23 protein-coding genes, 1 tRNA gene and 2 pseudogenes are annotated in these 22,240 nt (G+C 69.9%); 13 read left to right on the forward strand and 13 right to left on the reverse strand.

The window, feature by feature from the left end; all coding sequences use genetic code 11:
- Positions 1 to 130: 130 nt before the first annotated feature.
- A pseudogene (locus BLS97_RS19000) lies at positions 131 to 688 on the forward strand (DUF6226 family protein); the annotation flags it as partial.
- A gap of 53 nt (positions 689 to 741) precedes the next feature.
- Here BLS97_RS19000 and BLS97_RS19005 read toward each other — a convergent pair.
- Positions 742 to 1,413 (reverse strand): HAD family hydrolase, encoded by a 672-nt coding sequence (locus BLS97_RS19005; protein WP_407938070.1) that lies wholly within the window; start codon positions 1,411 to 1,413, stop codon positions 742 to 744.
- 201 nt (positions 1,414 to 1,614) lie between these two features.
- Here BLS97_RS19005 and BLS97_RS19010 point away from each other — a divergent pair, with 201 nt between their 5' ends.
- From BLS97_RS19010 to BLS97_RS19025, 4 genes are all read left to right on the forward strand, one after another.
- A complete protein-coding gene (locus BLS97_RS19010) occupies positions 1,615 to 2,439 on the forward strand; it encodes a PAC2 family protein (protein ID WP_090482652.1) in 825 nt (274 codons plus the stop codon).
- A gap of 133 nt (positions 2,440 to 2,572) precedes the next feature.
- Entirely contained in the window at positions 2,573 to 3,151 is a 579-nt protein-coding gene (locus BLS97_RS19015; RefSeq protein ID WP_090479086.1) for an HdeD family acid-resistance protein, read from the forward strand.
- 131 nt (positions 3,152 to 3,282) lie between these two features.
- Positions 3,283 to 3,897: an ECF RNA polymerase sigma factor SigK gene (gene sigK, locus BLS97_RS19020; protein WP_231988199.1), complete on the forward strand. Its 615-nt coding sequence runs from the start codon at positions 3,283 to 3,285 to the stop codon at positions 3,895 to 3,897.
- Between the two features lie 222 nt (positions 3,898 to 4,119).
- Positions 4,120 to 5,433, forward strand: a complete 1,314-nt coding sequence (locus BLS97_RS19025; RefSeq protein WP_157695537.1) for a DUF6895 family protein — start codon at positions 4,120 to 4,122, stop codon at positions 5,431 to 5,433.
- A gap of 10 nt (positions 5,434 to 5,443) precedes the next feature.
- On the opposite strand, the gene mshC is transcribed toward BLS97_RS19025, so the two are convergent.
- The 7 genes from mshC to BLS97_RS19060 form a co-directional block, all read right to left on the reverse strand.
- Complete coding sequence (gene mshC / locus BLS97_RS19030; RefSeq protein ID WP_090479095.1) at positions 5,444 to 6,694, reverse strand: cysteine--1-D-myo-inosityl 2-amino-2-deoxy-alpha-D-glucopyranoside ligase; 1,251 nt, start codon at positions 6,692 to 6,694, stop codon at positions 5,444 to 5,446.
- A gap of 9 nt (positions 6,695 to 6,703) precedes the next feature.
- Positions 6,704 to 7,480, reverse strand: a complete 777-nt coding sequence (locus tag BLS97_RS19035; RefSeq protein WP_090479098.1) for a matrixin family metalloprotease — start codon at positions 7,478 to 7,480, stop codon at positions 6,704 to 6,706.
- A 16-nt stretch (positions 7,481 to 7,496) separates the two neighbouring features.
- The gene (locus BLS97_RS19040; protein WP_231988200.1) at positions 7,497 to 8,345 is read right to left on the reverse strand and encodes an SCO1664 family protein; all 849 of its coding nucleotides are present in this window, start codon (positions 8,343 to 8,345) and stop codon (positions 7,497 to 7,499) included.
- On the reverse strand, positions 8,332 to 8,907 hold the full coding sequence (locus BLS97_RS19045) for a DUF3090 domain-containing protein (protein WP_090479101.1): 576 nt from the start codon (positions 8,905 to 8,907) through the stop codon (positions 8,332 to 8,334). Before BLS97_RS19045 ends, BLS97_RS19040 begins: the two co-directional genes overlap by 14 nt.
- A gap of 82 nt (positions 8,908 to 8,989) precedes the next feature.
- Positions 8,990 to 9,724 carry an MSMEG_4193 family putative phosphomutase gene (locus tag BLS97_RS19050; protein WP_090479104.1) on the reverse strand — a complete coding sequence of 245 codons (735 nt, stop codon included), beginning with the start codon at positions 9,722 to 9,724 and terminating at the stop codon, positions 8,990 to 8,992.
- 75 nt (positions 9,725 to 9,799) lie between these two features.
- Positions 9,800 to 10,654, reverse strand: a complete 855-nt coding sequence (locus BLS97_RS19055; protein WP_090479107.1) for an undecaprenyl-diphosphate phosphatase — start codon at positions 10,652 to 10,654, stop codon at positions 9,800 to 9,802.
- Positions 10,651 to 11,703, reverse strand: a complete 1,053-nt coding sequence (locus tag BLS97_RS19060; protein ID WP_090479110.1) for an LLM class F420-dependent oxidoreductase — start codon at positions 11,701 to 11,703, stop codon at positions 10,651 to 10,653. Before BLS97_RS19060 ends, BLS97_RS19055 begins: the two co-directional genes overlap by 4 nt.
- Positions 11,704 to 11,832: 129 nt before the next feature.
- On the opposite strand from BLS97_RS19060, the gene BLS97_RS19065 reads away from it, so the two are divergent.
- Together BLS97_RS19065 and BLS97_RS19070 are read left to right on the forward strand one after the other, a co-directional pair.
- A complete protein-coding gene (locus BLS97_RS19065) occupies positions 11,833 to 12,771 on the forward strand; it encodes an aldo/keto reductase (protein ID WP_090479113.1) in 939 nt (312 codons plus the stop codon).
- A complete protein-coding gene (locus tag BLS97_RS19070; protein WP_090479116.1) occupies positions 12,771 to 14,792 on the forward strand; it encodes an AAA family ATPase in 2,022 nt (673 codons plus the stop codon). The genes BLS97_RS19065 and BLS97_RS19070 overlap by 1 nt, the downstream gene beginning before the upstream one ends.
- A gap of 217 nt (positions 14,793 to 15,009) precedes the next feature.
- On the opposite strand, the gene BLS97_RS19080 is transcribed toward BLS97_RS19070, so the two are convergent.
- On the reverse strand, positions 15,010 to 15,504 hold the full coding sequence (locus BLS97_RS19080) for a PNPOx family protein (RefSeq protein ID WP_197676272.1): 495 nt from the start codon (positions 15,502 to 15,504) through the stop codon (positions 15,010 to 15,012).
- Between the two features lie 145 nt (positions 15,505 to 15,649).
- Here BLS97_RS19080 and BLS97_RS19085 point away from each other — a divergent pair, with 145 nt between their 5' ends.
- The 4 genes from BLS97_RS19085 (at position 15,650) to BLS97_RS19100 (ending at position 17,595) form a co-directional block, all read left to right on the forward strand.
- On the forward strand, positions 15,650 to 15,913 hold the full coding sequence (locus BLS97_RS19085; protein WP_157695538.1) for a DUF5703 family protein: 264 nt from the start codon (positions 15,650 to 15,652) through the stop codon (positions 15,911 to 15,913).
- A 286-nt stretch (positions 15,914 to 16,199) separates the two neighbouring features.
- The gene (locus BLS97_RS19090) at positions 16,200 to 16,577 is read left to right on the forward strand and encodes a DUF1304 domain-containing protein (RefSeq protein ID WP_090479125.1); all 378 of its coding nucleotides are present in this window, start codon (positions 16,200 to 16,202) and stop codon (positions 16,575 to 16,577) included.
- Complete coding sequence (locus BLS97_RS19095; RefSeq protein WP_090479128.1) at positions 16,577 to 17,287, forward strand: AzlC family ABC transporter permease; 711 nt, start codon at positions 16,577 to 16,579, stop codon at positions 17,285 to 17,287. Before BLS97_RS19090 ends, BLS97_RS19095 begins: the two co-directional genes overlap by 1 nt.
- A complete protein-coding gene (locus tag BLS97_RS19100) occupies positions 17,284 to 17,595 on the forward strand; it encodes an AzlD domain-containing protein (RefSeq protein WP_172832184.1) in 312 nt (103 codons plus the stop codon). Before BLS97_RS19095 ends, BLS97_RS19100 begins: the two co-directional genes overlap by 4 nt.
- A 442-nt stretch (positions 17,596 to 18,037) precedes the next feature.
- On the opposite strand, the gene BLS97_RS19105 is transcribed toward BLS97_RS19100, so the two are convergent.
- On the reverse strand, positions 18,038 to 19,381 hold the full coding sequence (locus BLS97_RS19105) for a M20/M25/M40 family metallo-hydrolase (RefSeq protein WP_090479134.1): 1,344 nt from the start codon (positions 19,379 to 19,381) through the stop codon (positions 18,038 to 18,040).
- Between the two features lie 172 nt (positions 19,382 to 19,553).
- Between BLS97_RS19105 and BLS97_RS19110 the strand changes: the two genes are divergently transcribed.
- A tRNA-Leu gene (locus BLS97_RS19110) sits at positions 19,554 to 19,639 on the forward strand.
- Between the two features lie 278 nt (positions 19,640 to 19,917).
- On the opposite strand, the gene BLS97_RS24025 is transcribed toward BLS97_RS19110, so the two are convergent.
- Positions 19,918 to 20,379 (reverse strand): hypothetical protein, encoded by a 462-nt coding sequence (locus BLS97_RS24025; protein WP_231988606.1) that lies wholly within the window; start codon positions 20,377 to 20,379, stop codon positions 19,918 to 19,920.
- On the opposite strand from BLS97_RS24025, the pseudogene BLS97_RS19115 reads away from it, so the two are divergent.
- A pseudogene (locus BLS97_RS19115) lies at positions 20,290 to 20,972 on the forward strand (type II toxin-antitoxin system HipA family toxin). The gene BLS97_RS24025 and the pseudogene BLS97_RS19115 sit on opposite strands and share 90 nt — an antisense overlap.
- A gap of 41 nt (positions 20,973 to 21,013) precedes the next feature.
- On the opposite strand, the gene BLS97_RS19120 reads toward BLS97_RS19115, so the two are convergent.
- Together BLS97_RS19120 and BLS97_RS19125 are read right to left on the reverse strand one after the other, a co-directional pair.
- Positions 21,014 to 21,262, reverse strand: a complete 249-nt coding sequence (locus BLS97_RS19120) for a hypothetical protein (protein WP_090479141.1) — start codon at positions 21,260 to 21,262, stop codon at positions 21,014 to 21,016.
- Between the two features lie 154 nt (positions 21,263 to 21,416).
- Entirely contained in the window at positions 21,417 to 22,220 is an 804-nt protein-coding gene (locus BLS97_RS19125; RefSeq protein ID WP_172832305.1) for a GntR family transcriptional regulator, read from the reverse strand.
- Between the last annotated feature and the right edge of the window lie 20 nt (positions 22,221 to 22,240).

Consider the following 22,240-nt stretch of genomic DNA (forward strand, 5'->3'; position numbering starts at 1 on the left):
GTGATCAAACAACTCGCGGGCGCGATCGGTCCGTGGCTACCGTGAGCGGATGCTCGGCTTCGTACGACCCGCCTGGACGGATCCGGTGTTCCGGGACGACAAGGGCGTCGTGATCTAGTACGGGGCGCGGTGGGGGTGGGACGGTCCACCACCGGAGGCCTACGGGCTCGACCGCCACTCCGAGAGGTTCCAGCCGCTGCACCTGGTAGCCGACGCCCTTGTCGAGTACCTGGCGGAAACCTACGCCGTCCAGGTCAGTGGGGACGCGGCCCAAGCGGCCGACTTCACGCGGCAACCGGATCTGGCCCGGGTAGTCCGGTTGACCCCGAACGATGGCGCTGCCGCTCCGTTGACCTTCGGCTTCACGGCCTATCCCGGTGTCATCGTGCATGCGGGGCTTCTCCACGCCTTCGCGTACCCGCCGTGCGGCTGTGACGCCTGCGACGACACGGCCGTCGGGCAGGTCGAACAACTCGAGCGTCTGGTGTCCGCGGTGGTGGCCGGCCGCTACCGGGAAACCTACGCACCGGGCGCCCGCTTGCCGGTGCGATTTGCGGTGACGACCGAATACGGCGAGCAGGCGGGGAAGGCGACCGCCGATGCCTATCCGGCTCACGCGCTCGCCACGGCGCGGGCACGACTAGGAGAGATTTCGTCCGGCTGGAGGCCGTGGCCACTCAGGGAGTGATAGACAACCGCCGTCCGCGGAAGGACGGGGCCAGAGGGATACCCGGATCAGGATCAGCCGAGGTTCAGGCACCCGGCCCGCTCGGCGAGCAGCTCGCCGTGCACCGTGCGCAGGCGGTCGACATCGACCCCGACCAAGGTGTCGGCGAAGAACAAACCCGGCGCCGCCGGCACCGGCATCTCGGACGGGACCACCAGGACGCCGATGCCGGCGCTCACGGCGGACCGGGACCCGGTCGGTGAATCCTCGATCACCAGGCACTCGGCGGCCGGTAGATCGAGCAACTGCAGGGCTCGCAGGTACGGGGCCGGGTCCGGCTTGTTGGCCGCCACCTCGTCGCCACAGACGACGGCGTCGAAGCTGTCGTGCCCCAGGGTGTCGAGGGCGACGTCCACCAGTTCGCGGTAGGTAGCGGTCACCAGGGCCGTGCGCAGACCGGCCGCCCGCACCGCCTTGAGCAACTCCGGCGCCCCGTCCTTGAACGGCAGGCCGTTGCGGAAGATGTCCATCGTCCGGTCGGTCAACATCTTCGCCGTGTCGGTCGGCCGGGCGTCCACCCGCACCTCCTGATGGAGGAGGTCGATGGTGGCCCACATGTCCTGACCGACCATCGCTTCGCGGGCCGAGCTGCTGAGTTGTCCGCCGTAGTACTCGGCCACCTGCTCCAGGGCGATGGTCCACAATCGTTCGGAATCGGTCAGCGTGCCGTCCATGTCGAACAGCACAGCATCGAGTCGACCGGCGGCGGGAGGCATCGTCACCCCTGGAACAATAGTTGGCCGCAGCCGACCGGCCGGCCCTCGCCGGTGGTCCGCGCGGCCGACCCGGGGTCGCCGGCACGTCGCGCCAGGTGTGATCGACGTAGTGTGAGCGGCGTGAGTGAAGCCTTCGGAACACCGCCTGTCGGGTCCCTGCGCAGCCCGGTGATGATCGCCGCCTTCGAGGGGTGGAACGACGCCGGGGACGCGGCGACGTCGGCGGTCGAACAACTGGGCCTGGTCTGGGACGCGGCACCGCTCGCCGAATTGGACCCGGAGGGGTTCTACGACTTCCAGGTCAGCCGGCCCACTGTCAAGCTGATCGAGGGCGTGACCCGGACCATCGAATGGCCGACCACCCGGCTCTCGGCGTGCCGACTGCCGGCCGCTGCGCAGGACGTCATCCTGGTCCACGGGATCGAACCGAACTTCCGGTGGAAGGCCTTCTGCCAGGAACTCCTGGACATCGCGCTGGCCCACGAGGTGAGCAGCGTCATCACGCTCGGCGCGCTGCTGGCCGACGTACCGCACACCCGCCCGGTGCAGGTCAGTGGCTCGGCCTACGACCAGCCGACGGCCGAGCGGCTCGGTCTGACCAGTTCCCGCTACGAGGGTCCGACCGGTATCTCCGGCGTGTTCCAGGACGCCTGTGTCCAGGTGGGGATCCCGGCGCTGTCGTTCTGGGCGTCGGTGCCGCACTACGTCTCACAGGCTCCGTCACCCAAGGCGACCCTGGCCCTGCTGCACCGGGTCGAGGAGGTCCTCGACATCGAGGTGCCACTGGGTGGCCTGCCCGAGCAGGCCGACGAGTGGGAGGTCGAGGTCAGCCAGATCGCCGCCGAGGACGAGGAGATCTCCGAGTACATCAAGGCGCTGGAGGAACGGGACGAGGCCGACGAGCCATTGAAACCGGCCTCGGGTGAGTCGATCGCGGCGGAGTTCGAGCGGTACCTCCGCCGCCGCGGTCCGAAGCCGGGCGATTCACGCCGGTAGGCCGCACCCGAACACCCGACGCCGGCCGCCACGTAGGCACACACCGGCTCCGGGAGGGTGTACACGCCCTCCGACGTGCGCCCTGGGACAATGACCACAAGTTGATCACTGGCCGTTCAGAAAGGGCGCGAACATGTCCAACTCGCTCGGATCCGATCCCCTGGCGTCCCGCCCGCTCGGTGGTCGCCTTCTGGGACGTTCCTACAGCAGCAGCCACCTGCTGGTACTCGGCAGCCTCGACATCGTGGCCGGTCTCATCGCGCTGGTGTGGCCGGGCATCACCGTGCTGGCCCTGGCGCTGATCTTCGGTCTCATGCTCCTGATGGCCGGCCTGGCGGCCATCGCCGTCGGGTCGGCGGTACGTCGCTCCGGCGGCAGTCCGGCGTTCACCTGGGTCGTGGGCGCCATCGCCGTCATCGCCGGCCTGATCTGCATCTTCCATCCCGGGGCGGGCGTCTGGGCGATCATCCTCGGCTGCTCTCTGTGGTTCGTCATGACCGGTGTCGCGGACCTGTTCGTGGCCGCGGCTTCACCGGCGAACCGGCTCTGGTTCGGGACCTTGGGGGTCCTGTCGATCGTGGCCGCCGTGGTCCTGCTCGTTTCCCCGGCGGCGGCCATCGTCACCGTGGCGCTGATCGCCGGTATCGGCTTCCTGGTCCGAGGCGTGGGCGAGCTGATGCTCGGCTGGCGGATGCGCCGTCCGACGCGCTGACGTCCACCCGTTCGGGGCCGTTTGCGCGTGGCCGCCGAGGGGCACTTCCCGGACACGCCTGTTGTCCGAGGTTCCCACGTGGGTTCTCGCTGCGATGACGGCGTGCCGAGCCCCGGACATGGAGTGCACCTTTGAGACAGGACGGCCAGGTGGTCTCCCCGGGGGGCGACACCCAACATGACGCGGTCCCCGATCGCGTCGACCAGTCCGCCGAGACCCTCCTGTTGCGGGTGGCGACCGGTGACCGCGCCGCGTTCTCCGTCCTGTACGGGTACTTCGCGGCTCGGGTGTTCGGCCTGGCCAACCGGATCCTGCGGGATCCCAGCCACGCCGAGGAGGTGGCTCAGGAGATCTTCCTGGAGATCTGGCAGCGGGCGCCCCGGTTCGACCGGAGTCGCGGGACGGCCGCGTCCTGGATCATGACGATCACCCACGGGCGTTCGGTGGATCGCGTGCGGCACGCGCAGGCGTCACGGGCGCGCGACCTGCGCACGACGATCGCGAACTTCGACCGCGACGTCGACTCGGTGGCCGACTCCGTCATCCAAGAGGCGGAGGCGGCGGAGGTCCGCGAATGTCTCGACACACTGACTCCGCTGCAGCGTGAGTCGATCACGCTGGCCTACTTCGGCGGTCACACGCAACGCGAGGTGGGTGAGCTGCTCGGCGCCGCCCTGCCGACGATCAAGACCAGAATGCGCGACGGTTTGATCCGCATGCGTGACTGCCTGAGCGTGCCGGCCTGACCGGCGGGATGGTTCGAATCCGGTCCGGCTCGGCTTTCGCGTGAATTCGCGCGGAATGCGTATCTGGGCGTGTGCGGAGTCGTCCTTCCTGATGTACGGCGATCGCCGTCTGTGAGGAGGGGTCGACGCCATGAGGACTGGCAGACACCGGGATCCGCGTCATCGGGGCGACGTGCCGGTCCTGCGGGTCCACCGATCAGCATCAGGAATCGGGGGTGCAGGTTGACATCGGTCCGCGACCGTTCCCGCACGGATTCCCCTGCCTCCCGCCGGCCCGCACAGCGGAGCCGGGCCGACCTGGCCGCCCGCGTGGTTCTGGCCCATTCGTTCGCCTCGCATGCGCTCGAGGTGTCCTCGTCCGGGCACCAGATCTGGGCCGTCGACGACGGCGGACGGGTACCTCCGCCGTCGGCTGCGTCGGTGCAGGCGGACGCGGCGATGCTGTTGCGGGGCAGCGCGATCGCGGCCGCCGCCCACCCGTTGATCGGCGAGGCGTCCCGGCGGCTGACCGCCCAACTGGTCGATGCCCAGGACGAGTCCCTGCTGACCGCCTTGTGTCTGGACCCGGGTCGCGCGCTCGACCACGCCGTCGTGCACATCCAGCTCCGCGCCGCCGGGCACGCGGACCCCATCCGGGATCGCCTGCTGCTCGACGCGTTGGCCGAGGGCCTGGACGGCCCGGAGCGACTGCCGCATCGCACGCTGGAACTGCAGTGGTTGCGAGATGTCATGCGCGGCAACCAATCAGCCCTTGACCTGAGCCGCGAAGTACTGGCGCGCAGCACCTTCGGCCGCCCGCTGGACGTCCTCAACGCGCAGGCCGACGACCTCGCCGCCTTCAGTCACGTCGTCCTGTACCTGTCGGACCTCGGGCGGCGTCACGGCGTGCTGCCCCGGTCGTCACGCGACATCGCGCGGGACGCCGATGCCGGACTGGCGGTCGCCATGGATCAGGGCCGGGACGACCTGGCGGCCGAACTCCTGTGGACGTGGCCCATGCTCGGCATTCCGTGGAGCGCGACCGCCGTGTTCTGTTTCAACCTGCTCGCCCAGAAACAGGATCGTCTGGGCTTCCTGCCCGGCCCGGACTACTCGGCCGCGGCCCACCAGGCCCTCCCGTCGGATGAACAGCTCGACTACATGGTCAGCACCAGCTATCACCCGACCCTGGCCCTCGGCCTGGCCTGCGCGGCCGCGCTGGCTGATGACCGCGCGCCGGCGTCGGCCGTCCCGGGGCGCCGCGCCTCAGGCGGGGTGGTGCCCGAGTTGGTCCAGCTGCTCCCGCCCAGGGACGCGGAGTGGGAGGCGGCATTCCGCGCCATCGACCGGCCCCGCCAGGAGGCCCTCGCGCCGTTCGTTCTGGCCGCCGGACTCCGGCGGGCTCGGGAGCGCACCGATCTGGTCGTGCTGCGCGACCTGCTGGAGGCCGCATTGCGCCTGGACGAGACGCAGACTCCGGCGGTGGCCCAGGCGGCCGGTCTGCTGCGCCGGGTGGGCCTGTTGGCCGGGAGCACGGAGTTCACCCGCGCCGGGTGATCCCCGCCCGCTAGACCAGGTCCACGCCCAGGAGGGCGTCGACCGCGGTGGCCACCAGTGCGCCGTCCAGAGAGCCGTCCGCGGCCCAGACGTCGAGGGCGGCCAAGGCGGCCGGGGTGTCGAGATCGTCGGCCAGCGCGGCCCGCAGGTCGGCCACGACGGTCGTGGCGGGAGCGCCGACGCGAACCGCCGCCGACGACCACGCCGCGAGACGCTCGGTGGCGGTGGTCAGCAGACCGTCGTCCCAGAAGCGGTCCTGCCGGTAGTGGCCGGCGAACAACGCCAGCCGGATGGCCCGCGGGTCGACGCCGTCGGCGCGCAGTTTCGACACGAAGACCAGGTTGCCCCTTGACTTCGACATCTTCTCGCCGTCGAGTCCGATCATTCCGGCGTGGGTGTAGTGCTGGGCGAACCGGTCGACACCGGCCAGCACCTCCGCGTGGGCGGCCGAACATTCGTGGTGCGGGAAGATCAGGTCGCTGCCGCCGCCCTGCACATCGATCGTCGCGCCGTGCGTGAGCACGCCGAGCCGGTTGCCGGCGATGGCGGCGCACTCGATGTGCCAGCCGGCCCGTCCGGCTCCCAGCGGCGACTCCCATGACGGCTCCCCGGGCCGGGCCATCCGCCACAGCAGCGGGTCGAGCTCGTGCTTCTTGCCGGCCCGGCCCGGGTCTCCCCCACGCTCGGCGAAGAACCGATTCATCGTCGTCTCGTCGTAGCGGGACTCGTACCCGAACCGGCCCGAGGCCTCGATGTCGAAGTAGACGTCCGGGAACTCGTCGTCGGCCACCCGGTAGGCCGCACCGGAGTCCAGCAGGGCGGCCACCGCGGCCGAGACCTCGTCCATCGCCTCGACCGCACCGATGTAGTCCGTCGGTGGCAGCACGCGCAGCGCCGTCATGTCCTGCCGGAACAACTCGATCTGCTCGGCCGCCAAGTCCTCCCAGTCGATCCCGTCGCGCTCCGCCCGTTCCAGCAGCGGGTCGTCGATGTCGGTGATGTTCTGCACGTAGTGCACCCGATGGCCGGCGTCGAGCCACATCCGTTGCACCAGATCAAAGGTGAGGTAGGTGGCCGCGTGGCCGAGGTGCGTCGAGTCGTAGGGCGTGATGCCGCACACGTAGATCGTGGCCACCGGGCCGGGGCGGGTGGCCCGGACGGTTCCGGTCGACGAGTCGTACAGACTCAGGATGTCGCCGGAAGCCGCACCTCCGGTCGCGCGTGGAAGGGACGGAACGGGAGGAGTCGGCCAGGAACGCACCCGCTCACACTATCCAAGGTCGGAGGCCGGACCGGACCGTCCCGGTTCGCGTCCGCCCGGCAGCACGTGACGGTTGGCCTGGACCACGCCTCGCTGCCATCGGCTCAGGGCCGTTCCCCGGACCCGGTGCGGCGGGGACGACTCGGGGAACATCAGATTCGTCCGGTCGCGATGGTGCGGCAGGTTCAGGGCGTGGCCGAGTTCGTGGGCGAGGACGGTCTCGTCGTAGCTGTTCTCGCTGGCGGCGTTGTACAACGAGGCCTGGGTGATCACCCAGTCGGCCGAGATGCCCAGCGAACACCCGGTGGTGTGCCCGGCGATCTCCCGGACCACGATCACCGTGATCGGCGCGCCGACGAACGCCGGGTCCGCCGGTCCGTCGCGATCCCGCAGATGACGGCGATAGAACTCGGTGCGGCCCAGGATGTCATCGACCACCAGCCCCCGGTTGGCCCGCGGGTCCAGCGCCGCCGCCGGAGGGACCTCGGCGATGGTACGAATCCCGGTGACGCGGACCCGCACGCCGGTCCCGGCGCGAAGGATCCGGTCGGCCGCGGTCAGGGCCGGGGTGATCTGCTCGGGTGTGCTCAGCGCGGTTCCGGCCTCGTCGGTCAGGATCAACACCTGAACGCGCAGCACACCGACCCCGCGGTCCCGGCCGGTGACGGTGTCGACCGCGACCTCACCGGCCCGCGCGGCGGCGCTGGCCAGATCCATCGTCATGCCGGCGGCGGTTCGGGCGAAGGTGCGGCCGAAGCCGGCGATCGGGTCGGTGAACCGGCTCACCGTCCGGTCCGGGCGGTCACAGCGGCGGCCATGGGATCGGGGTCCGCCCGCGGGGCGGCATCGGATAGATCGGGTACATCTCGAGCAGGTCGATCCGCTTCGCCAGTGCGTCCACCTCGCCGATGGTCATGTAGTCGTGCATCTCGGTACGCAGGTCAGCGGACATGCCCTTGGCCAACCGGTGCACCCCCTCCAGAACCGCGTCCGGCAGCGGGGTCCCGGCCCAGCCCCACAGGATGGTGCGCAACTTGTCGTCGACGTGGAAGCACAGTCCGTGGTCCACTCCGAGGACCCGGCCGTCGCCGGTCAGAAGAATGTGCGATCCCTTGCGGTCCGCGTTGTTCACCACCACGTCGAACCCGGCCAGTACCTTCAGCTTCGGGTCGTCGGCGTGGACGACGGCGATGTCCGAGCCGCTGACGTCCACCGCCCGCAGCACCGGCAGCCACCCGCTCGGCACGTCGTCCTCCGGAACCAGGTCGACCAGTTCCGCCCCGTCCTCGGGCTGATCGATCCAACGTTGCACCATGCCGGCCCCGTAGGGCCCCGACCGCATGATGGTGAGCGGGACGCAGTCCCATCCGGCGTACTCGGCGATGCGGCGGGCCGCGACCTCGCGGTGGGCCAGCGTCCCGTCCGGGAAGTCCCACAGCGGCCGCTCGCCGCGGATCGGCTTGTAGACGCACTCCAGTTCCACCCCGTCGAGGGTGCAGCTGGCCAGCAGGGTCAGGTTCGACGCGTCAGTGAGGCGTCCGGTGATGTCGATGGTGCCCCGGGTGAGCACGTCGCGGACCTGTTCGTCCTCCAGGACCCCGACGTCCGGTGGTGCTGCGTCACCGGGCGGGGTGGGCTCAGCCGTTGGCACCGCGGTGGTAGCCGTTCAGCCGTGGGCAGACGTGCCCTTCGGGATCGAGCGGGTTGGCGCACAGGGGGCACGGCGGGCGTCCGGCCGACACCACCAGTTCGGCCCGGCGGGCGAAGTCGCTGGCCTCGGCCAGGGTGAGGAAGACCCGCAGTGCGTCGGGCCCGTCCTCGCGGTCCTCGAGAACGATGTCCTCGCCGACCTCCTCGTCGGTCAACGCCAGCAGCTCGACGATGACCTGCGATTCCTCGCCGTCCCAGGCCAGCCCCATGGTGCCGACCCGGAATTCCGCGTCGACCGGAGTGGCCAGGGTCAGGCCGGGATCGCCGACGTGCCCCGGCGGGAAGCCGGCCTCGGGGGTGGCCACATCGAAGCGCCTGGCCACCTCGGTGATCAACGAGCCGAGACGATCGGCGAGCACGGCGACCTGCTGCTTTTCACAGGCGACGGAGAGCACTCGGCGCCCGTCGGCGACCTGGAGGAAGAATTCGCGTTCGCCTGGCTGCCCGATGGTTCCGGCGAGGAAGCGATCGGGTGAGCGGAAGACGTGGACCTGTCGTGTCATGGCACATCCGAGCTTATGCCAACCGCTCTCCGGCGGTGGGACGTCGTATCCGTCACACCGGGACCCCGAAGACGGCCGCGCTTCACCCGGCCACTCCGCCCGGAATCGCGTCCGAACTGCTGTTGTCGTCGAAATGATGCCGGCCGCCGGACCCGTTCACCGCGCCGCCTGCAGCGGCCGGGACGCCTTCCGGTTTCGGCGCAGGGCGTAACGAACCGAGCTCCCCGGAGTCGTTCACCCGCTCGACGAACGGCCGCAATGGGGTGTACCGCACCACCGACAAGGACGCCGGCGCCACCACGATCCGTTGGAATCCGTCGAGGTGCAGGCCGAGGGCGTCGGCCAGCACGGCCTTGATCACGTCGCCGTGCGAGCAGACCAGGATGACGGCGTCCGGGCCCAGTTCCGCGACCAGTTCACGGATCGCGGCGACGGCTCTCACGCCGACGGCGGCCAGACCCTCGCCGCCGGGGAAGACCGCGGCCGACGGGTGGGTCTGGACCGTGCGCCAGAGCTCCTCGCCGGACAGATCGCCCAGGGTCCGGCCCGTCCAGTCCCCGTAGTCGACCTCCGCCAGCCTCGCTTCGATCCGCACCTCCAACCCGGTGAGGGCCGCGAGCGGCTCCAGGGTCTGTCGGCATCGGTCCATCGGCGAGCTGACCAGCGCGTCAAGGGTGAGACCACGCAGCCGCTCGGCGACGGCCGCCGCCTGCTCACGCCCGACGTCGTCGAGCAGTACTCCTGGGGTGCGGCCGGCCAGCACTCCGGCCACGTTGGCCGTGGACCGGCCGTGCCGGAGCAGGATGACGGTGCTCATCGGAGCGCTCCGGCCATGGTCGCGGCGCTGACGCCGGGCCCTGCACTGATGTCCAAGATCATCCGGTCTCCCTGCTCACTTCAGGCCACCGGCGAACAGCACGATGATCAGCGCGACGCCGACCACCCATCGATACCAGACGAAGTTCGCGATGCTGTGACCGGAGACGAACTTCAGCAGCCAGGCCACCGACACGTAGGCGACGGCGAAGGCCACGACGGTGGCCAGCAGGGTGGGTGCCAGACCCACGTGCACCGGGTGCGGGTGGTCGGCCGTCGCGACCTGCGTCTTGAGCGCGGACGGAAGCTCGAAGGCACCCGCCCCGATGAGCGCCGGGATGCCGAGCAGGAACGACAGGCGGGTCGCGGCCACGCGGTCGAGGCCACGGATCAGACCGATCGAGATGGTGGCACCGGACCGGGAGACACCCGGGATCAGGGCCAGGCACTGCCCGAAGCCGATCAGCAGCACGTCGACCAGGTTGAGCTGGGCCTCCGGGCGGTCCTGCTTGGCCACCGCCTCGGCGTACAGCATGACGATGCCCCACAGGATCAGGGCGAAGGCGATGATCCAGATGCTCCGCAACTGGTCGGAGATGAAGTGCCGCAATGCGAATCCGACCAGCGCGATCGGCAGCGACCCGATGACGACCAGCCAGGCCATCCGATAGTCCGGCTCCTGGCGGTGCGCCTTGTTGAACAGGCCGCGGATCCAGGCCACGAACAACCGGGCGATGTCGGACCAGAAGTAGATGATCACGGCGATGATCGCGCCGACCTGGATCACGGCCGTGAACGCGGTGATACCAGGGTCCTGGATGTCGTAGCCGAGCATCTTGGACACCACGGTGAGGTGGGCCGTGGAGGAGATGGGCAGGAATTCGGTCAGGCCCTCGACGATGCCGAGGATGATCGCGGCGATCAGGGTCACGCGAGTACTCCGGCCGCGGTCGCGGCGGCGAAGGTGGTCTCCAGCGCGTCGAGACGCACCTTCGGGTCCGGATGGGCGGGTGAGACGTTCACGGTGGTGACTCCTTGAGAGGCGAGCGTCTTCAGACGCTCGACGATGCGGTCGGCGGTGCCGATGAGACTGGTGCGGTCGATGAACTCGAACGGGACGGCCGCAGCCGCGCCCTGGTAGTCACGGGAGAGGAACCTCTCCTGGACCTCGTCGGCCTGGGCCTCGAACCCCATCGCGGTGGCGATGCCGTGATAGAAGTTCACCTTCTTCGACCCCATGCCACCGATGTAGAGCGCCGCGGTGGGCCGCACCAGCAGCGCCGCCCGCCCCGGATCGTTGTCGATGGCCAGGGTGGCCTGCACCGAGATGTCGAGGGCGTCGGGGTCGCGCCCGGCTGAGGCCGCTCCGGCCCGGATGCGCTCGATGTGCTCAGACCCGGTGGCCGGGTCGAAGAAGATGGCCAGCCAGCCGTCGGCGATCTCGCCGGTCAGGGTCAGGTTCTTCGGACCGACGGCGGCCAGGTACAACGGCACCTTCGAGCGGACCGGTTGCAGGGACAGGACCAGGGACTTGCCGGGTCCGTCGGGCAGCGGCAGGGTGAAGTGCTGGCCGCCCGCGGTGACCCGGCGACGGGCCAGGCCCTGCTGGACGATCTGCACGTACTCCCGGGTCCGGCCGAGCGGGTCGTTGAACGGGACACCGTGCCAGCCCTCGGACACCTGGGGCCCGGAGACGCCCAGGCCGAGCCGGAACCGGCCGTTGGACAGGGCGTCCAGCGTGGCCGCCGTCATGGCGGTCATGGCCGGGGTACGCCCGGGGATCTGCAGGACGGCCGAGCCGATGTCGATCCGTTCGGTGGTCGCCGCGATCGCGGCCAGCACGGTGACGGCGTCACTTCCATAGGCCTCGGCCGCCCAGACGACGTCGTAGCCGATCCGGTCGGCCGCGCGGGCCAGTTCCAGGTTGTCGTGCAGCTCCGCGGCCGAGGTCACGTAACCGAGGTTCAGTCCGAGTCGCATGGGTCATGACGCTACCGGCCGGCCGTGTCGATTCTGCGTTGCCGGCTCCGATTGGGCCACCGACGGGTCAGGGCGTGTCTTGCCGACGGCGTCCGGGAGAACCACCGCAGATGCCATAAGTTGGCAGCCATGGATTCTCGGCGGGTCGGGCGCAGCGGGCTGGAGGTGTCCCGGCTCGGTCTGGGCACCATGACGTGGGGCCGGGACACCGACGCGGACGATGCCGCCGCCCAGCTCGAGGCCTTCGTCGCCGCCGGAGGCACACTGATCGACACGTCCAACGTCTACGGCGACGGCGACGCCGAGTCGATCATCGGGACGTTGGTGCCCGACGTCATTCCGCGGGCCGACGTGGTGCTGGCCACCACGACGGTGGGGGTCGGCGGGGCTCGCGGCCGGTTGCTGGCCGCGCTGGACGGGTCGTTGCAGCGCCTCAACACCGATCACGTCGACCTGTGGCAGGTCCACGGCTTCGACACCACCCTTCCGTTCGAGGAGACCTGTTCGGCGCTCCAGCGCGCCGTCGACTCGGGCCGTGCGTCCTACATCGGGCTGTCCGGCTACGCCGGGTGGCAGCTGGCCACCATGGCCACCTGGCTGCGCGGGGCGGGCTGTCCGGTGGTGGCCACCGAGGCCGAGTACTCGCTCGTCGAGCGCGCGGCGGAGGAGTCACTGCTGCCCGCCGCGGCCTTGCACGGCATCGGCCTGCTGGCCTGGGCGCCGCTCGGTCGCGGTGTGCTGACCGGGAAGTACCGGCACGGAACCCCGGCCGACTCCCGCGGTGCGTCACCGCATTTCGCCCGGTACGTCGGCCGGCATCTCGGTCCGGACGCGGCCCGCATCGTGGAGGCCGTGGCCACCGCGGCCGAGGGGCTGGGGACCTCGCCGCTGGCCGTGGCCTGCGCCTGGGTCCGGGACCGCCGCGGGGTGGCGTCGGCGATCGTCGGGGCGCGGGACAACGCCCAGCTGCTCGGTTCCCTGGCCGCCACCGAGATCACCCTGCCGGCCGAGATCCGGGCCGCCCTGGAGGACGTCAGCTCGCCCGATGCCGGCGACGAATCGCAGTAATGTCCTCGTTTCCCGACCAAGGTCCGTCCCTGAACGTGTTCACCGAATTCGCCGCGTCCGGCCTGTGGCCGGGCGTTGGTCAGGCGGTGGCCCAGTCGCTGGTCGAGGGAGGCATCACCTCGGCGTCCAAGGTGACGGTGGCCGCGTTGACGGCGCTGCCCAAGATGACCCCGAAGCGTGCCGACCGGATCTACACCTCGTGGATCGGTGCCGGCCAGGCCTACGCCGTCGCGCAACTACTGGTGCCGCAGGAGATCCCGGTCCGGTGGGCCGGCCGGCTGATGGAGGCCCTCGGCGACGACGCAGCCGACCAGCTGGCCGAGGATCCGTGGCGGCTCCTGGCGTTGCCCGACGCCACCGTGGCCCAGGCCGACCGGGTGGCGCTGGCCCTTGATCCGAAGGTGCAACGCGGCGACCCCCGTCGCGGACGTTCGCTGGTCGACTGGACGCTGGCCCGGTTCGCGCGTCAGGGGCACACCGCCGCCTCGGTGCAGCAGGTCGCGGATGCCTTGCGCCCCTTCGGCGTCGACGCGCCGACGGCCATCCGCGCAGCGGTCGACGCCGACCTGATCCTCGCGGTTCCTGGCCCCGCTCCGGTCGGCGTGGACGGCGTTTCGGCGCCCGACGCCTCCGCGGCGGCCGATTCGGCGACCGGGCCGGCCCTCGAGCCGTGGGTGGCCCGCAAGGTCCTGGCCCAGGCCGAGAACGACATCGCCGAGCACCTGCTGCGGCTCACCTCGACCGCGCACTCCCTGGCCGGGGAACGAGCGGTGAAGAATGTCGTCCAGGACCTGGACGTGGTTCAGGCGGGTGCGGTGACACACGCTGCGACCCATGGCGTTTCGATCCTCACCGGCGGTCCGGGGACCGGGAAGAGCCGGACCATCGCCGCTGTGGTCGCGCTGTGCCACCGCGTCAGCGTCGACATCGCCCTGGCCGCCCCGACCGGACGGGCCGCGAAGCGGCTGGAGGAACTGGCCGGCTCCCCCGCGTCCACCATCCACCGGCTGCTGGGGGCACGACGGGCCACCGGTTCGGCCTCGGCCGGGTTCGACCACGGCGCGGACAACCCGCTCGACGCGCAACTGGTGGTGGTGGACGAGGCGTCCATGCTGGACGTCGAACTGGCGGCGGCACTGTTGTCGGCGCTCAAGGACCAGACGCACCTGGTCATCGTCGGCGACCCGGCCCAGCTGCCGTCGATCGGGCCGGGCCGGGTGCTCGGCGACCTGATCGACAGCGGCGTCATCCCGGTCACCGAACTCAAGACCCTCTACCGCCAGACCGAGGGCGGGGCCATCGCCCGCCTGGCCACCGCCGTCCGGGAGGGCGACCTGGTGCCGGTCGACGACCCGGATCGGGAGGTGGTCATCGTGCCCGCCCGCGGGTCCGAGGACGGTGCCCGCCGGGTTGTGCAGCTGGTGACCGACTCCATTCCAAGGGTTTTCGGTACCACCGCCGATCAGTTGCAGGTGGTCACCCCGGTCCACAAGGGGCCGGCCGGGACGCAGGCCCTGAACAAGGCGCTGAAGGCGGTGCTCAACCCCGGTCGCGGCGCCGTCCGCGGGTTCGATGTCGGGGATCGGGTGGTGGCCACGGCGAATCATCTGGACGCCGAACCCACCGGCTACGCCAACGGCGAGGTCGGCACGGTCGTCTCGACCGGCGACAACTCGCTGCGAGTGGCCTTCACCACCGGCGAGTCCGACATCTCCGGCAAGTCGCTGAGCGACCTGTTGCACGGCTGGGCCATCACCGTGCACCGCGCCCAGGGCAGCGAGTGGGAGGCGGTGGTTGCCGTGATGCCGCCCGAGGCCGGGGCCATGCTGTCCCGCCCGCTCATCTACACGGCGCTGACCCGGGCCCGGAGGCACCTGTCGATCATCCACGCGGCCGGTCCGATGCTGGCCCGGGCGGTCCGATCGGTCGGCGAACTGCCGCGGCGCACCCGGTTGGCGGCGCTGCTGCGCGAGGGCGCCGCGCCGGCCTCGGATGCCGAGCCGGAGCCGGAGGCTCAATGATCGCGGGTTCGGATCTGCTGGATCGGGACCTGCTGGGTCGGGACCTGCTGGGTCGGGACCTGCTGGGTCGGGACCTGCTGGGTCGGGACCTGCTGGGTCGGGACCTGCTGGGTCGGGACCTGCTGGGTCGGGACCTGCTGGGTCGGGACCTGCTGGGTCGGGATCAGCTGGGCGGGACCTGCTGGGCGGGAGCAGGCGTGGTCAGCGGGGCGCGTGGTCAGCGGGGCGTCAGGCGGAACGCCCTGGCTCCGGCGGCCCAGGCCAGATGCAGATCCTCGGCGTTCGGTTCACCGTCGGCGTCGATGCGGATCTGGTTGAACTTCGCGAAGTTGCGTTTTGCCCGCGATATCAGCGCGTAGTGCTCCACGACGTGGGGCTCGTCGGTGAACGCCTCGACGTCGGCCGTGCGCAGTCTGCCCTTGAGGCGGATGTTCACCGGCTGCCCGGTGCGCAGGTTCCGTCCCCACCCGAAGGGCGTGCCGATCAGCACCGCCCCGTCGTGGATGGTGTACGCCACCGGGACCGTGTAGTGGCGGCCGGATTTGCGACCCACCACATAGACGGTGACCAGTTCCCGGCTGATGAGCCGGGAGACCAGTGGGGTCCGCAACAGGCCCCGGACCAGCAGGTTCGCGACTCCCTGCACCGCCATGACATGGGCTCGGGGCCCAGCGGCCGGTTGCGGGGGTTCCTCCTCCGATGCCGTACTCATTCCTCCAGGTTAGGTCGGTCCGAACCGACTCTCCAGACCTCGACGCGCGATCCTTGTGTCCTTCCGTCCCGCGCCGGCCGGCGGAGGATGATGAGGTGATCGACGGCCGAGCCGGCCGTCACCGATACAGGAGGTGATCGGGCCCTTGGACCTCGAAGCCGGCCGCCGGCCGTCACGCCCACGCTGGAGCTACTACCCGACGCCGGCCCAGGCCAATGCCGAGTTCGAGTACCAGGGCCTGCGCATCGACGCCACCACCAGCCGATCCGCGGCCGCCACCATGCTGTCGATCCGGGCCGAGTTCGCCGGATGGGAATTGGATCGCGTACTGCGGTTCGAGGACGGGAGCCGGCGCGTGTGGATGCGCCGCCGCCGGTCCCCCGGCATGCTGCCGGACCTGACGCCCTGACGGATCCCGGGCAACGTTGCCCTCTCGGTCGGCGCGCTCCGCCGGTCCCCGGCATGCTGCCAGACCTGACGCCCTGATGGACCGCCGGGCAACGTGGCCTTCCCGGACCGCTCGGTCCGCGGTGGTACGGGCGGCATGGCGCGCCCGGCGTGGCGTTCTGGCGCGGCGCGGCCGATCGCGCCGGGAGGCATCACCGGCCGGGCCGGGAGGCATTGCGGATCGATAGGATCTGCTCGCTGTCGATCGCCTGATCGTCGGCCTGTGTGCCTGAAAGGTCGGTCGGCTCGTGCCGTTGCTCGCTGTTGTCCTCGCCGCGCTCGCGGCCGTCCTGCACGTGGTCTTCTTCGTGTTCGAGAGCATTCTGTGGACCCGGCCGAAGGTCTGGGCCCGCTTCGGTATCCGGAGCCAACAGGACGCCGACACGATCCGGCCGATGGCCTACAACCAGGGTTTCTACAACCTCTTCCTGGCCATCGGAGTGGTGGTCGGGCTGATCGTCTCGGTCGACCACGAGAGCGCGGGGCGGGCGATCGTGCTGTTCGGGTGTCTGTGCATGGCCGGCGCCGCTGTCGTTCTGCTGACCACCGGCCGGGACAAGACCAGGGCCGCCGCCATCCAGTTCCTGCCGCCGGCGCTTGCGGTGATCTTCGCGGTGACGCAGTAGTGCCCGAGGCGGCGTCAGCATCCTCTCCGAGTGACCCGTGGCGGGACGAACGCAAGCCCGTCCTGCGGGATTCCCTGGGCGTAGCCGCGGCCACCGGCGCGTATGCCATCTCCTTCGGCGCCATCTCGTCGTCCAGCGGCCTGAGCATCTGGTTGACCATGACCCTGTCCTTGCTGATGTTTTCCGGGGGCAGCCAGTTCGGCATGGTCGGGGTGATCGCCGGCGGCGGGTCGCCGTGGGCCGGGGCGGCCACCGCCGTGATGCTCGGCGCGCGGAACGCGTTGTACGGCTTGAGGTTGTCCGCACTGTTGGACGTTCGCGGCTGGCGCCGGGTGCTGGCCGCGCAAGTCGTCATCGACGAGTCCAGCGCGATGTCGTTCGGGCGGTCCTCGGTCCGCGCCGGACGGCTCGCCTTCTACGCGACCGGCATCGGGGTGTTCGTGCTGTGGAACGTCGGGACGCTGATCGGGGCGGTCGGGGCCTCCGCCCTGGCCGATCCCGGGGTACTCGGACTGGATGCCGCCGTTCCGGCCGCTTTCATGGCATTGATCGCCCCGCGACTGCGCGGTCGTGAGCCATGGGCGATCGCACTGGCGGCGGCGCTCATCGCGGTGGCGACCACTCCCCTGCTGCCGCCCGGCATCCCGGTCCTGGTCGCGGCGGGCTTCGGCATCGCGGTCGGCACCTGGCCGTGGAGGGCGGCCTCGTGATCTGGGCCGCCGTGCTCGTCGCCGGGCTCGGGGTCTACCTGTTCAAGTTGGCCGGGATGTCGGTCCCGCCCACCGTCCTGGCCCGCCCGCGGGTGCAGCGCGTCGCGGCCCTGGTACCAGTGGTGCTGCTGGCGGCGTTGATCGCCGTGCAGACGGTCGGCCGCGGGCAGTCGATCCATCTTGACGCCCGCCTCGCGGGAGTTGCCATAGCCGGCCTGGCCATCTGGCGACGCGCGCCGTTCCTGGTCGTGGTCTTCGCCGCCGCCGTCACCACCGCCCTGGTCCGGCACTTCGTGTCTGGCCCGTGAGTGGGCCGGCCGCCTGACCCGGGTTGGCCGCGGGCCGGTCGTGGACCGCCTCACACCGGTTGACCCGGCCCACACTGGTTGCCGAGCCGAGAACCGGTGTGGCCGCGACGAGCCGGTGTGGCATTGACCCGCGGTCCGGAGCACACCCCTTGACCAGGCGCATCCGTCGGCCCAGCCCCGCACGGTCGTAGACCCGGCCCACACCCGTTGATCCGGTCCACACCCGTTGCCGAGCCGAGAGCCGGTGTGGCGGCGACGAACCGGTGTGGCAGCGAGCCGCCGTCAAGCCCACACCCGTTGATCCGGTCCAACACTCGTTGACTCGATCGACACCAGCTGACCGGGCCCACACCCATTGCCGCGCCGAGAACCGGTGTGCGCCGGGTCAACTGGTGTGGCCACCTAGGCCGAGCTCGGGCCCGCGCCCCGGCCGGCTGTGCGGTCAGCAGTTGCGCAGCAAGCGGTCCAGCACCCGGGTGCCGAACGTCAGGGACTCCACCGGAACCCGTTCGTCCACCCCGTGGAACAGCGAAGCGAAGTCCAGCTCCGGCGGCAGCCGGAGCGGCGAGAAGCCGTAGCCGGCGATGCCGAGGCGGGCGAACGCCTTGTTGTCGGTGCCGCCGGAGAGCATGTAGGGCACCGGGTGCGCGCCTGGGTCCTCGGCGGTCAGCGCGTCCTTCATGGCCTCGACGAGCGGGCCTTCGAACGGAACCTCCAACGGCGGCTGCCAGGTCCAGGTGATCTCGATGCCGTCGCCGACGATCTCGGCGATCTGCTCACGGAAGTGCTCCTCCGATCCGGGGAGCACCCGGCAGTCGACGGTCGCCTCGGCCGTCGACGGGATGACGTTGGCCTTGTAACCGGCCTTGAGCATGGTCGGGGTGGCCGTGTTGCGGAGCGTGGCGTTGACGATCCGCGACACCGGCCCGAGCTTGGCGATGGACCCGGCCAGGTCGTCCTCGGGGAATTCCAGCCCGGTCAGCTCGTGGATCTTGTCCAGGAAGCTGCGGACGGTGGCCGTCATGGTGAGCGGGAAGTCGTAGGAGCCGAGTCGCGAGACGGCGTTTGCGATCCGGGTGACGGCGTTGTCGTCGTTGATCATCGAGCCGTGGCCAGCCCGGCCGGTCGCCTTGAGATGAGCCCAGGCGACGCCCTTCTCGGCCGCCGCCACCAGGTAGGCGCGGCGGGCGTCATCCAGGGTGATGGAGAAGCCGCCGACCTCCGAGATCGCCTCGGTGGCGTCGGCGAACAACTCCGGGTAGAAGTCGACCAGCCACTGGGCACCCCAGGTGCCACCGGCCTCCTCGTCGGAGACGAACGCGAAGATCACGTCGCGGGGCGGCACGATCCCGGAACTCTTGAACTCGCGGGCCACGGCCAGGGTCATCGCGACCATGTCCTTCATGTCCACCGCGCCCCGCCCCCAGACGTAGCCGTCCTGGACCGCGCCGGAAAACGGGTGGACCGTCCACTCCGACGCGTCAGCCGGTACGACATCGACGTGCCCGTGGATCAGCAAGGCCCCGCGGACGCGATCGGCCCCTTCGAGTCGGCAGACGACGTTGCCGCGGCCCGGGGCGGACTCGATGTAGATGGTCTCGTAGCCGACGTCTTCCAGCTTCTGCTGGATGTAGCGGGCGGTTTGGGCCTCCCCGTCGCCGATGGTGTCCGGGTCGCCGGTGTTCACCGACTCGAAGCGGATCAACTCGCTGCAGAGCTGCACGACCTCGTCGGTGGCAACGGTGCGTTGGATCGGCTGGCTTGCGGGTGACTCCGTATCGGGCATGGTGCTTTCCTACCACCGTGGCAACTGAGGCGTGTCGGGCGGGCGTGGCCCGGCTCGGCCGGAGCCGCCCAGGACGCCCTACGGAGCGCCCCTGACCAGCGGGTTCTTCGGTTTGAGTCCTGGTGAAGTAATGTTGGCGATCGCACTGCGCACCATGGCGCAGAGCGACCCGGTCCGGGTGGCGGAATGGCAGACGCGCTAGCTTGAGGTGCTAGTGCCCGCAAGGGCGTGGGGGTTCAAGTCCCCCCTCGGACACCAGTGTGACCTGCGGAAACTCCGCTAGTAGGACCGGACCCAGCCAGTTTAGGACGGGGACCGCTGCGGTAGGGCCTGTGGCGAGCCTCCGAAAGAGACAACGATCTTCACACCGTCGAAGGTGATCCGATTGCCGGCCAGGCCCAATCGCTTCGACACGGCGGTGCGTTCGGCGGCGATACTGGCCGCGAACTTGGTCAGACCGCGAATGTAGGCGTCGTCTCGCCCGCAGCGACGCCGTCTCGCTGTACGAGCCTGAACTGCCACTTCGTCGGGGACGCCTAGAACCCCTTCCCGGCCTGAACATCGCCTCGTGCATCCGCGACGCCGGTCCGGACGCATGGGGGCAGCGCGTCATCTTGGCGCGGCGCGCCGGCCACCTGACGGCCGAGTCCGACACCGGCGACATCGATCAACTCACCTACCTGCTGGAATCCGGGTCCGATCGAATCGGCGCGCTGGACTTCCAGCACAGAGCAACCGAGTACCGCCCACGGGTCGAAACTGCCGAGCTCAGTGAGCTCCAGGAAGCCGCTTGGTTGCGGGAGCAGGGACAGGTTCTGTCCGAGCCTCTGGCGGAGGCACTGCTCAAGGGAACTTCGGTCGGCGGCGCCCGCCCGAAAGTCCTGCTGTCCGACGGGAGCCGAAACTGGATCGCTAAGCTCTCCTCTACCACCGATCCATATCCGGTTGTCAAGGCCGAAGCGGTCGGTATGGAACTCGCGCGTCGTGTCGGTCTGCACGTTCCCGACACGCGGGTTATCAGCTCGGCCGGCAGGGACGTACTGATGGTCGAGCGGTTCGATCGGGTCGGGCGCTCCGGGCAGCGTCGCATGTTGATTTCTGTACTGACCATCCCCCAACTGGACGAGATGATGGCCAGGTACGCCACCTATCCGGACCTGGCGGACGCGGTTCGTTCCGGTTTCACCAAGCCCCGAGCGACGCTCCGAGAGCTGTTCGGCCGCATCGTGTTCAACGTGACACCGACGATCACGCCCGCAACCATGCCGCGTTCTGGGACGGCCACCTGCTGGCCCTCACGCCGGCCTTTGACCTGTGCCCGCAGGTGCGATCGGGCGGGGAGGCCGCACAGGCGATGGCGATCGGCCGGGACGGGTCCAGGGCCAGCAGGCTGGAGGTCTGCCTGCGGGCCGCACGTGAGTATCAGCTTGATCCCGACGAGGCCCGCGAGATCATCGAGTCCCACATCTCCACCATCAACAGCCAGTGGACAGATGCGGCCGATGCCGCGCACCTCACTGAGCTCGAGCGCTCACAACTGTGGGGCAGTCAGATCCTGAACCCGTCCATCCATTGCGGCTGGCCGGCGTAGGTCCGAAGGTGCGGCGGGCCTGCCCCAGCACGGGATGCCAGTCAGCCGGCGATGACCGGACCATAGTCGCCGAGCTGCTTGGTCGCGCCGACCTCGCGGCCGGCGGCGTTTAGCCACATCTGCCGGCGGATCCCTTCGGCGCGGTCGTGCTCGACCAGCGGCGCCGCGATCAGCGCGACCGCCAGGATCTCCAGCACGATGCCGATGAGGAAGTCGGCGACGTTGAAGGCGAAGACGGCGGCCAGGATCAAGACGACGACGAGTGGCGCGAACAGAACGACCAGGATCATCACGAAGATGCTGTCCTTCAGGTGAGGTAGAGCTCCGGGCGGTGCTTGCCAGCCCACATGCGAAGGGGCGGCCCGTCGCGAAGTACCGCAACCAGATCCGGGATCAACTCGACGAAGCGCGAGGACACCTCCGATCGAGTCGAACCCCGGCTGGTCAGTCGCCTGCGAATTGGCGAGACAACAGATTACTGGAGACCGAGTTCTGGATACCGAAGGTCACCGAACCTTTCACGTAGTGATCGTCGGTGTAGTCGCAGGGGGTTCCGTCCGGCCGCCGGGTGACCCCTCGCCGGCGCAGCACCGGATCACCGGCCGCGACGCCCAGTAGCTCGACGTCTTCGGCGTCGGCGTCGACCACATCGATCAGGTGCGAGCCGGACGCGAGCACCAGGCCGCGGCTTTCCCGAAGAGCCAGCGTGACCGACGGGCAGTCGGCGTCCAGTTCCAGCACGGCCTGGATGAGCCATTCCGGATACCAGCACCGCTCGACAAAGATCGGCCGGCCGTCGAGCAACCGGAGCCGGACGGTGTAGAGCAATGGGGCGTCGAGCGCGATCTGCAGAGCCTCCGCCGCAGTGGTGCCTGCCTTGTCGATACGTCGCGTGACGAAGTGTCCGCCCGGTGCACGACCGATTCCGCTCGCCCACTCGGCAAAGCTCTTGAGCTCTGAAAACGTCTGTGGAAACGGGGAATCGAGCACCACTCTGCGGGCACCTTGGCGGGTGGCGATGAGCCCGTTGGCAGCCAGGGTGAGTAACGCCCGCCGAACGGTGCCGCGTGAGGCGCCGTAGGTATCCGCCAGTTCCGACTCGGACGGGAGCGTGCTCCCGGGGGGAAACAAGCCGTTGGATATCGCCCGGGAGAGTCCCTGGGCAATCAGTTCGTGGCGGCGGAGCCGAGCATCATTGCCAATCGGGTGAAGATCGACGCCGCTGTGTGGATGTTGTTCGCCGGTCACTTGTTCGTCACCTTTGCTCC

Source organism: Nakamurella panacisegetis, assembly GCF_900104535.1.
Classification (GTDB): domain Bacteria; phylum Actinomycetota; class Actinomycetes; order Mycobacteriales; family Nakamurellaceae; genus Nakamurella; species Nakamurella panacisegetis.

Coding starts and splice junctions, on each gene's coding strand:
- BLS97_RS19010 (WP_090482652.1), top strand. CDS start 1,615: ATGATCGCCGCCTTCGAGGGGTGGAACGACGCCGGGGACGCGGCGACG.
- BLS97_RS19015 (WP_090479086.1), top strand. CDS start 2,573: ATGTCCAACTCGCTCGGATCCGATCCCCTGGCGTCCCGCCCGCTCGGT.
- BLS97_RS19045 (WP_090479101.1), bottom strand. CDS start 8,907: ATGACACGACAGGTCCACGTCTTCCGCTCACCCGATCGCTTCCTCGCC.
- BLS97_RS19050 (WP_090479104.1), bottom strand. CDS start 9,724: ATGAGCACCGTCATCCTGCTCCGGCACGGCCGGTCCACGGCCAACGTG.
- BLS97_RS19060 (WP_090479110.1), bottom strand. CDS start 11,703: ATGCGACTCGGACTGAACCTCGGTTACGTGACCTCGGCCGCGGAGCTG.
- BLS97_RS19065 (WP_090479113.1), top strand. CDS start 11,833: ATGGATTCTCGGCGGGTCGGGCGCAGCGGGCTGGAGGTGTCCCGGCTC.
- BLS97_RS19070 (WP_090479116.1), top strand. CDS start 12,771: ATGTCCTCGTTTCCCGACCAAGGTCCGTCCCTGAACGTGTTCACCGAA.
- BLS97_RS19080 (WP_197676272.1), bottom strand. CDS start 15,504: ATGAGTACGGCATCGGAGGAGGAACCCCCGCAACCGGCCGCTGGGCCC.
- BLS97_RS19105 (WP_090479134.1), bottom strand. CDS start 19,381: ATGCCCGATACGGAGTCACCCGCAAGCCAGCCGATCCAACGCACCGTT.
- BLS97_RS19120 (WP_090479141.1), bottom strand. CDS start 21,262: ATGATCCTGGTCGTTCTGTTCGCGCCACTCGTCGTCGTCTTGATCCTG.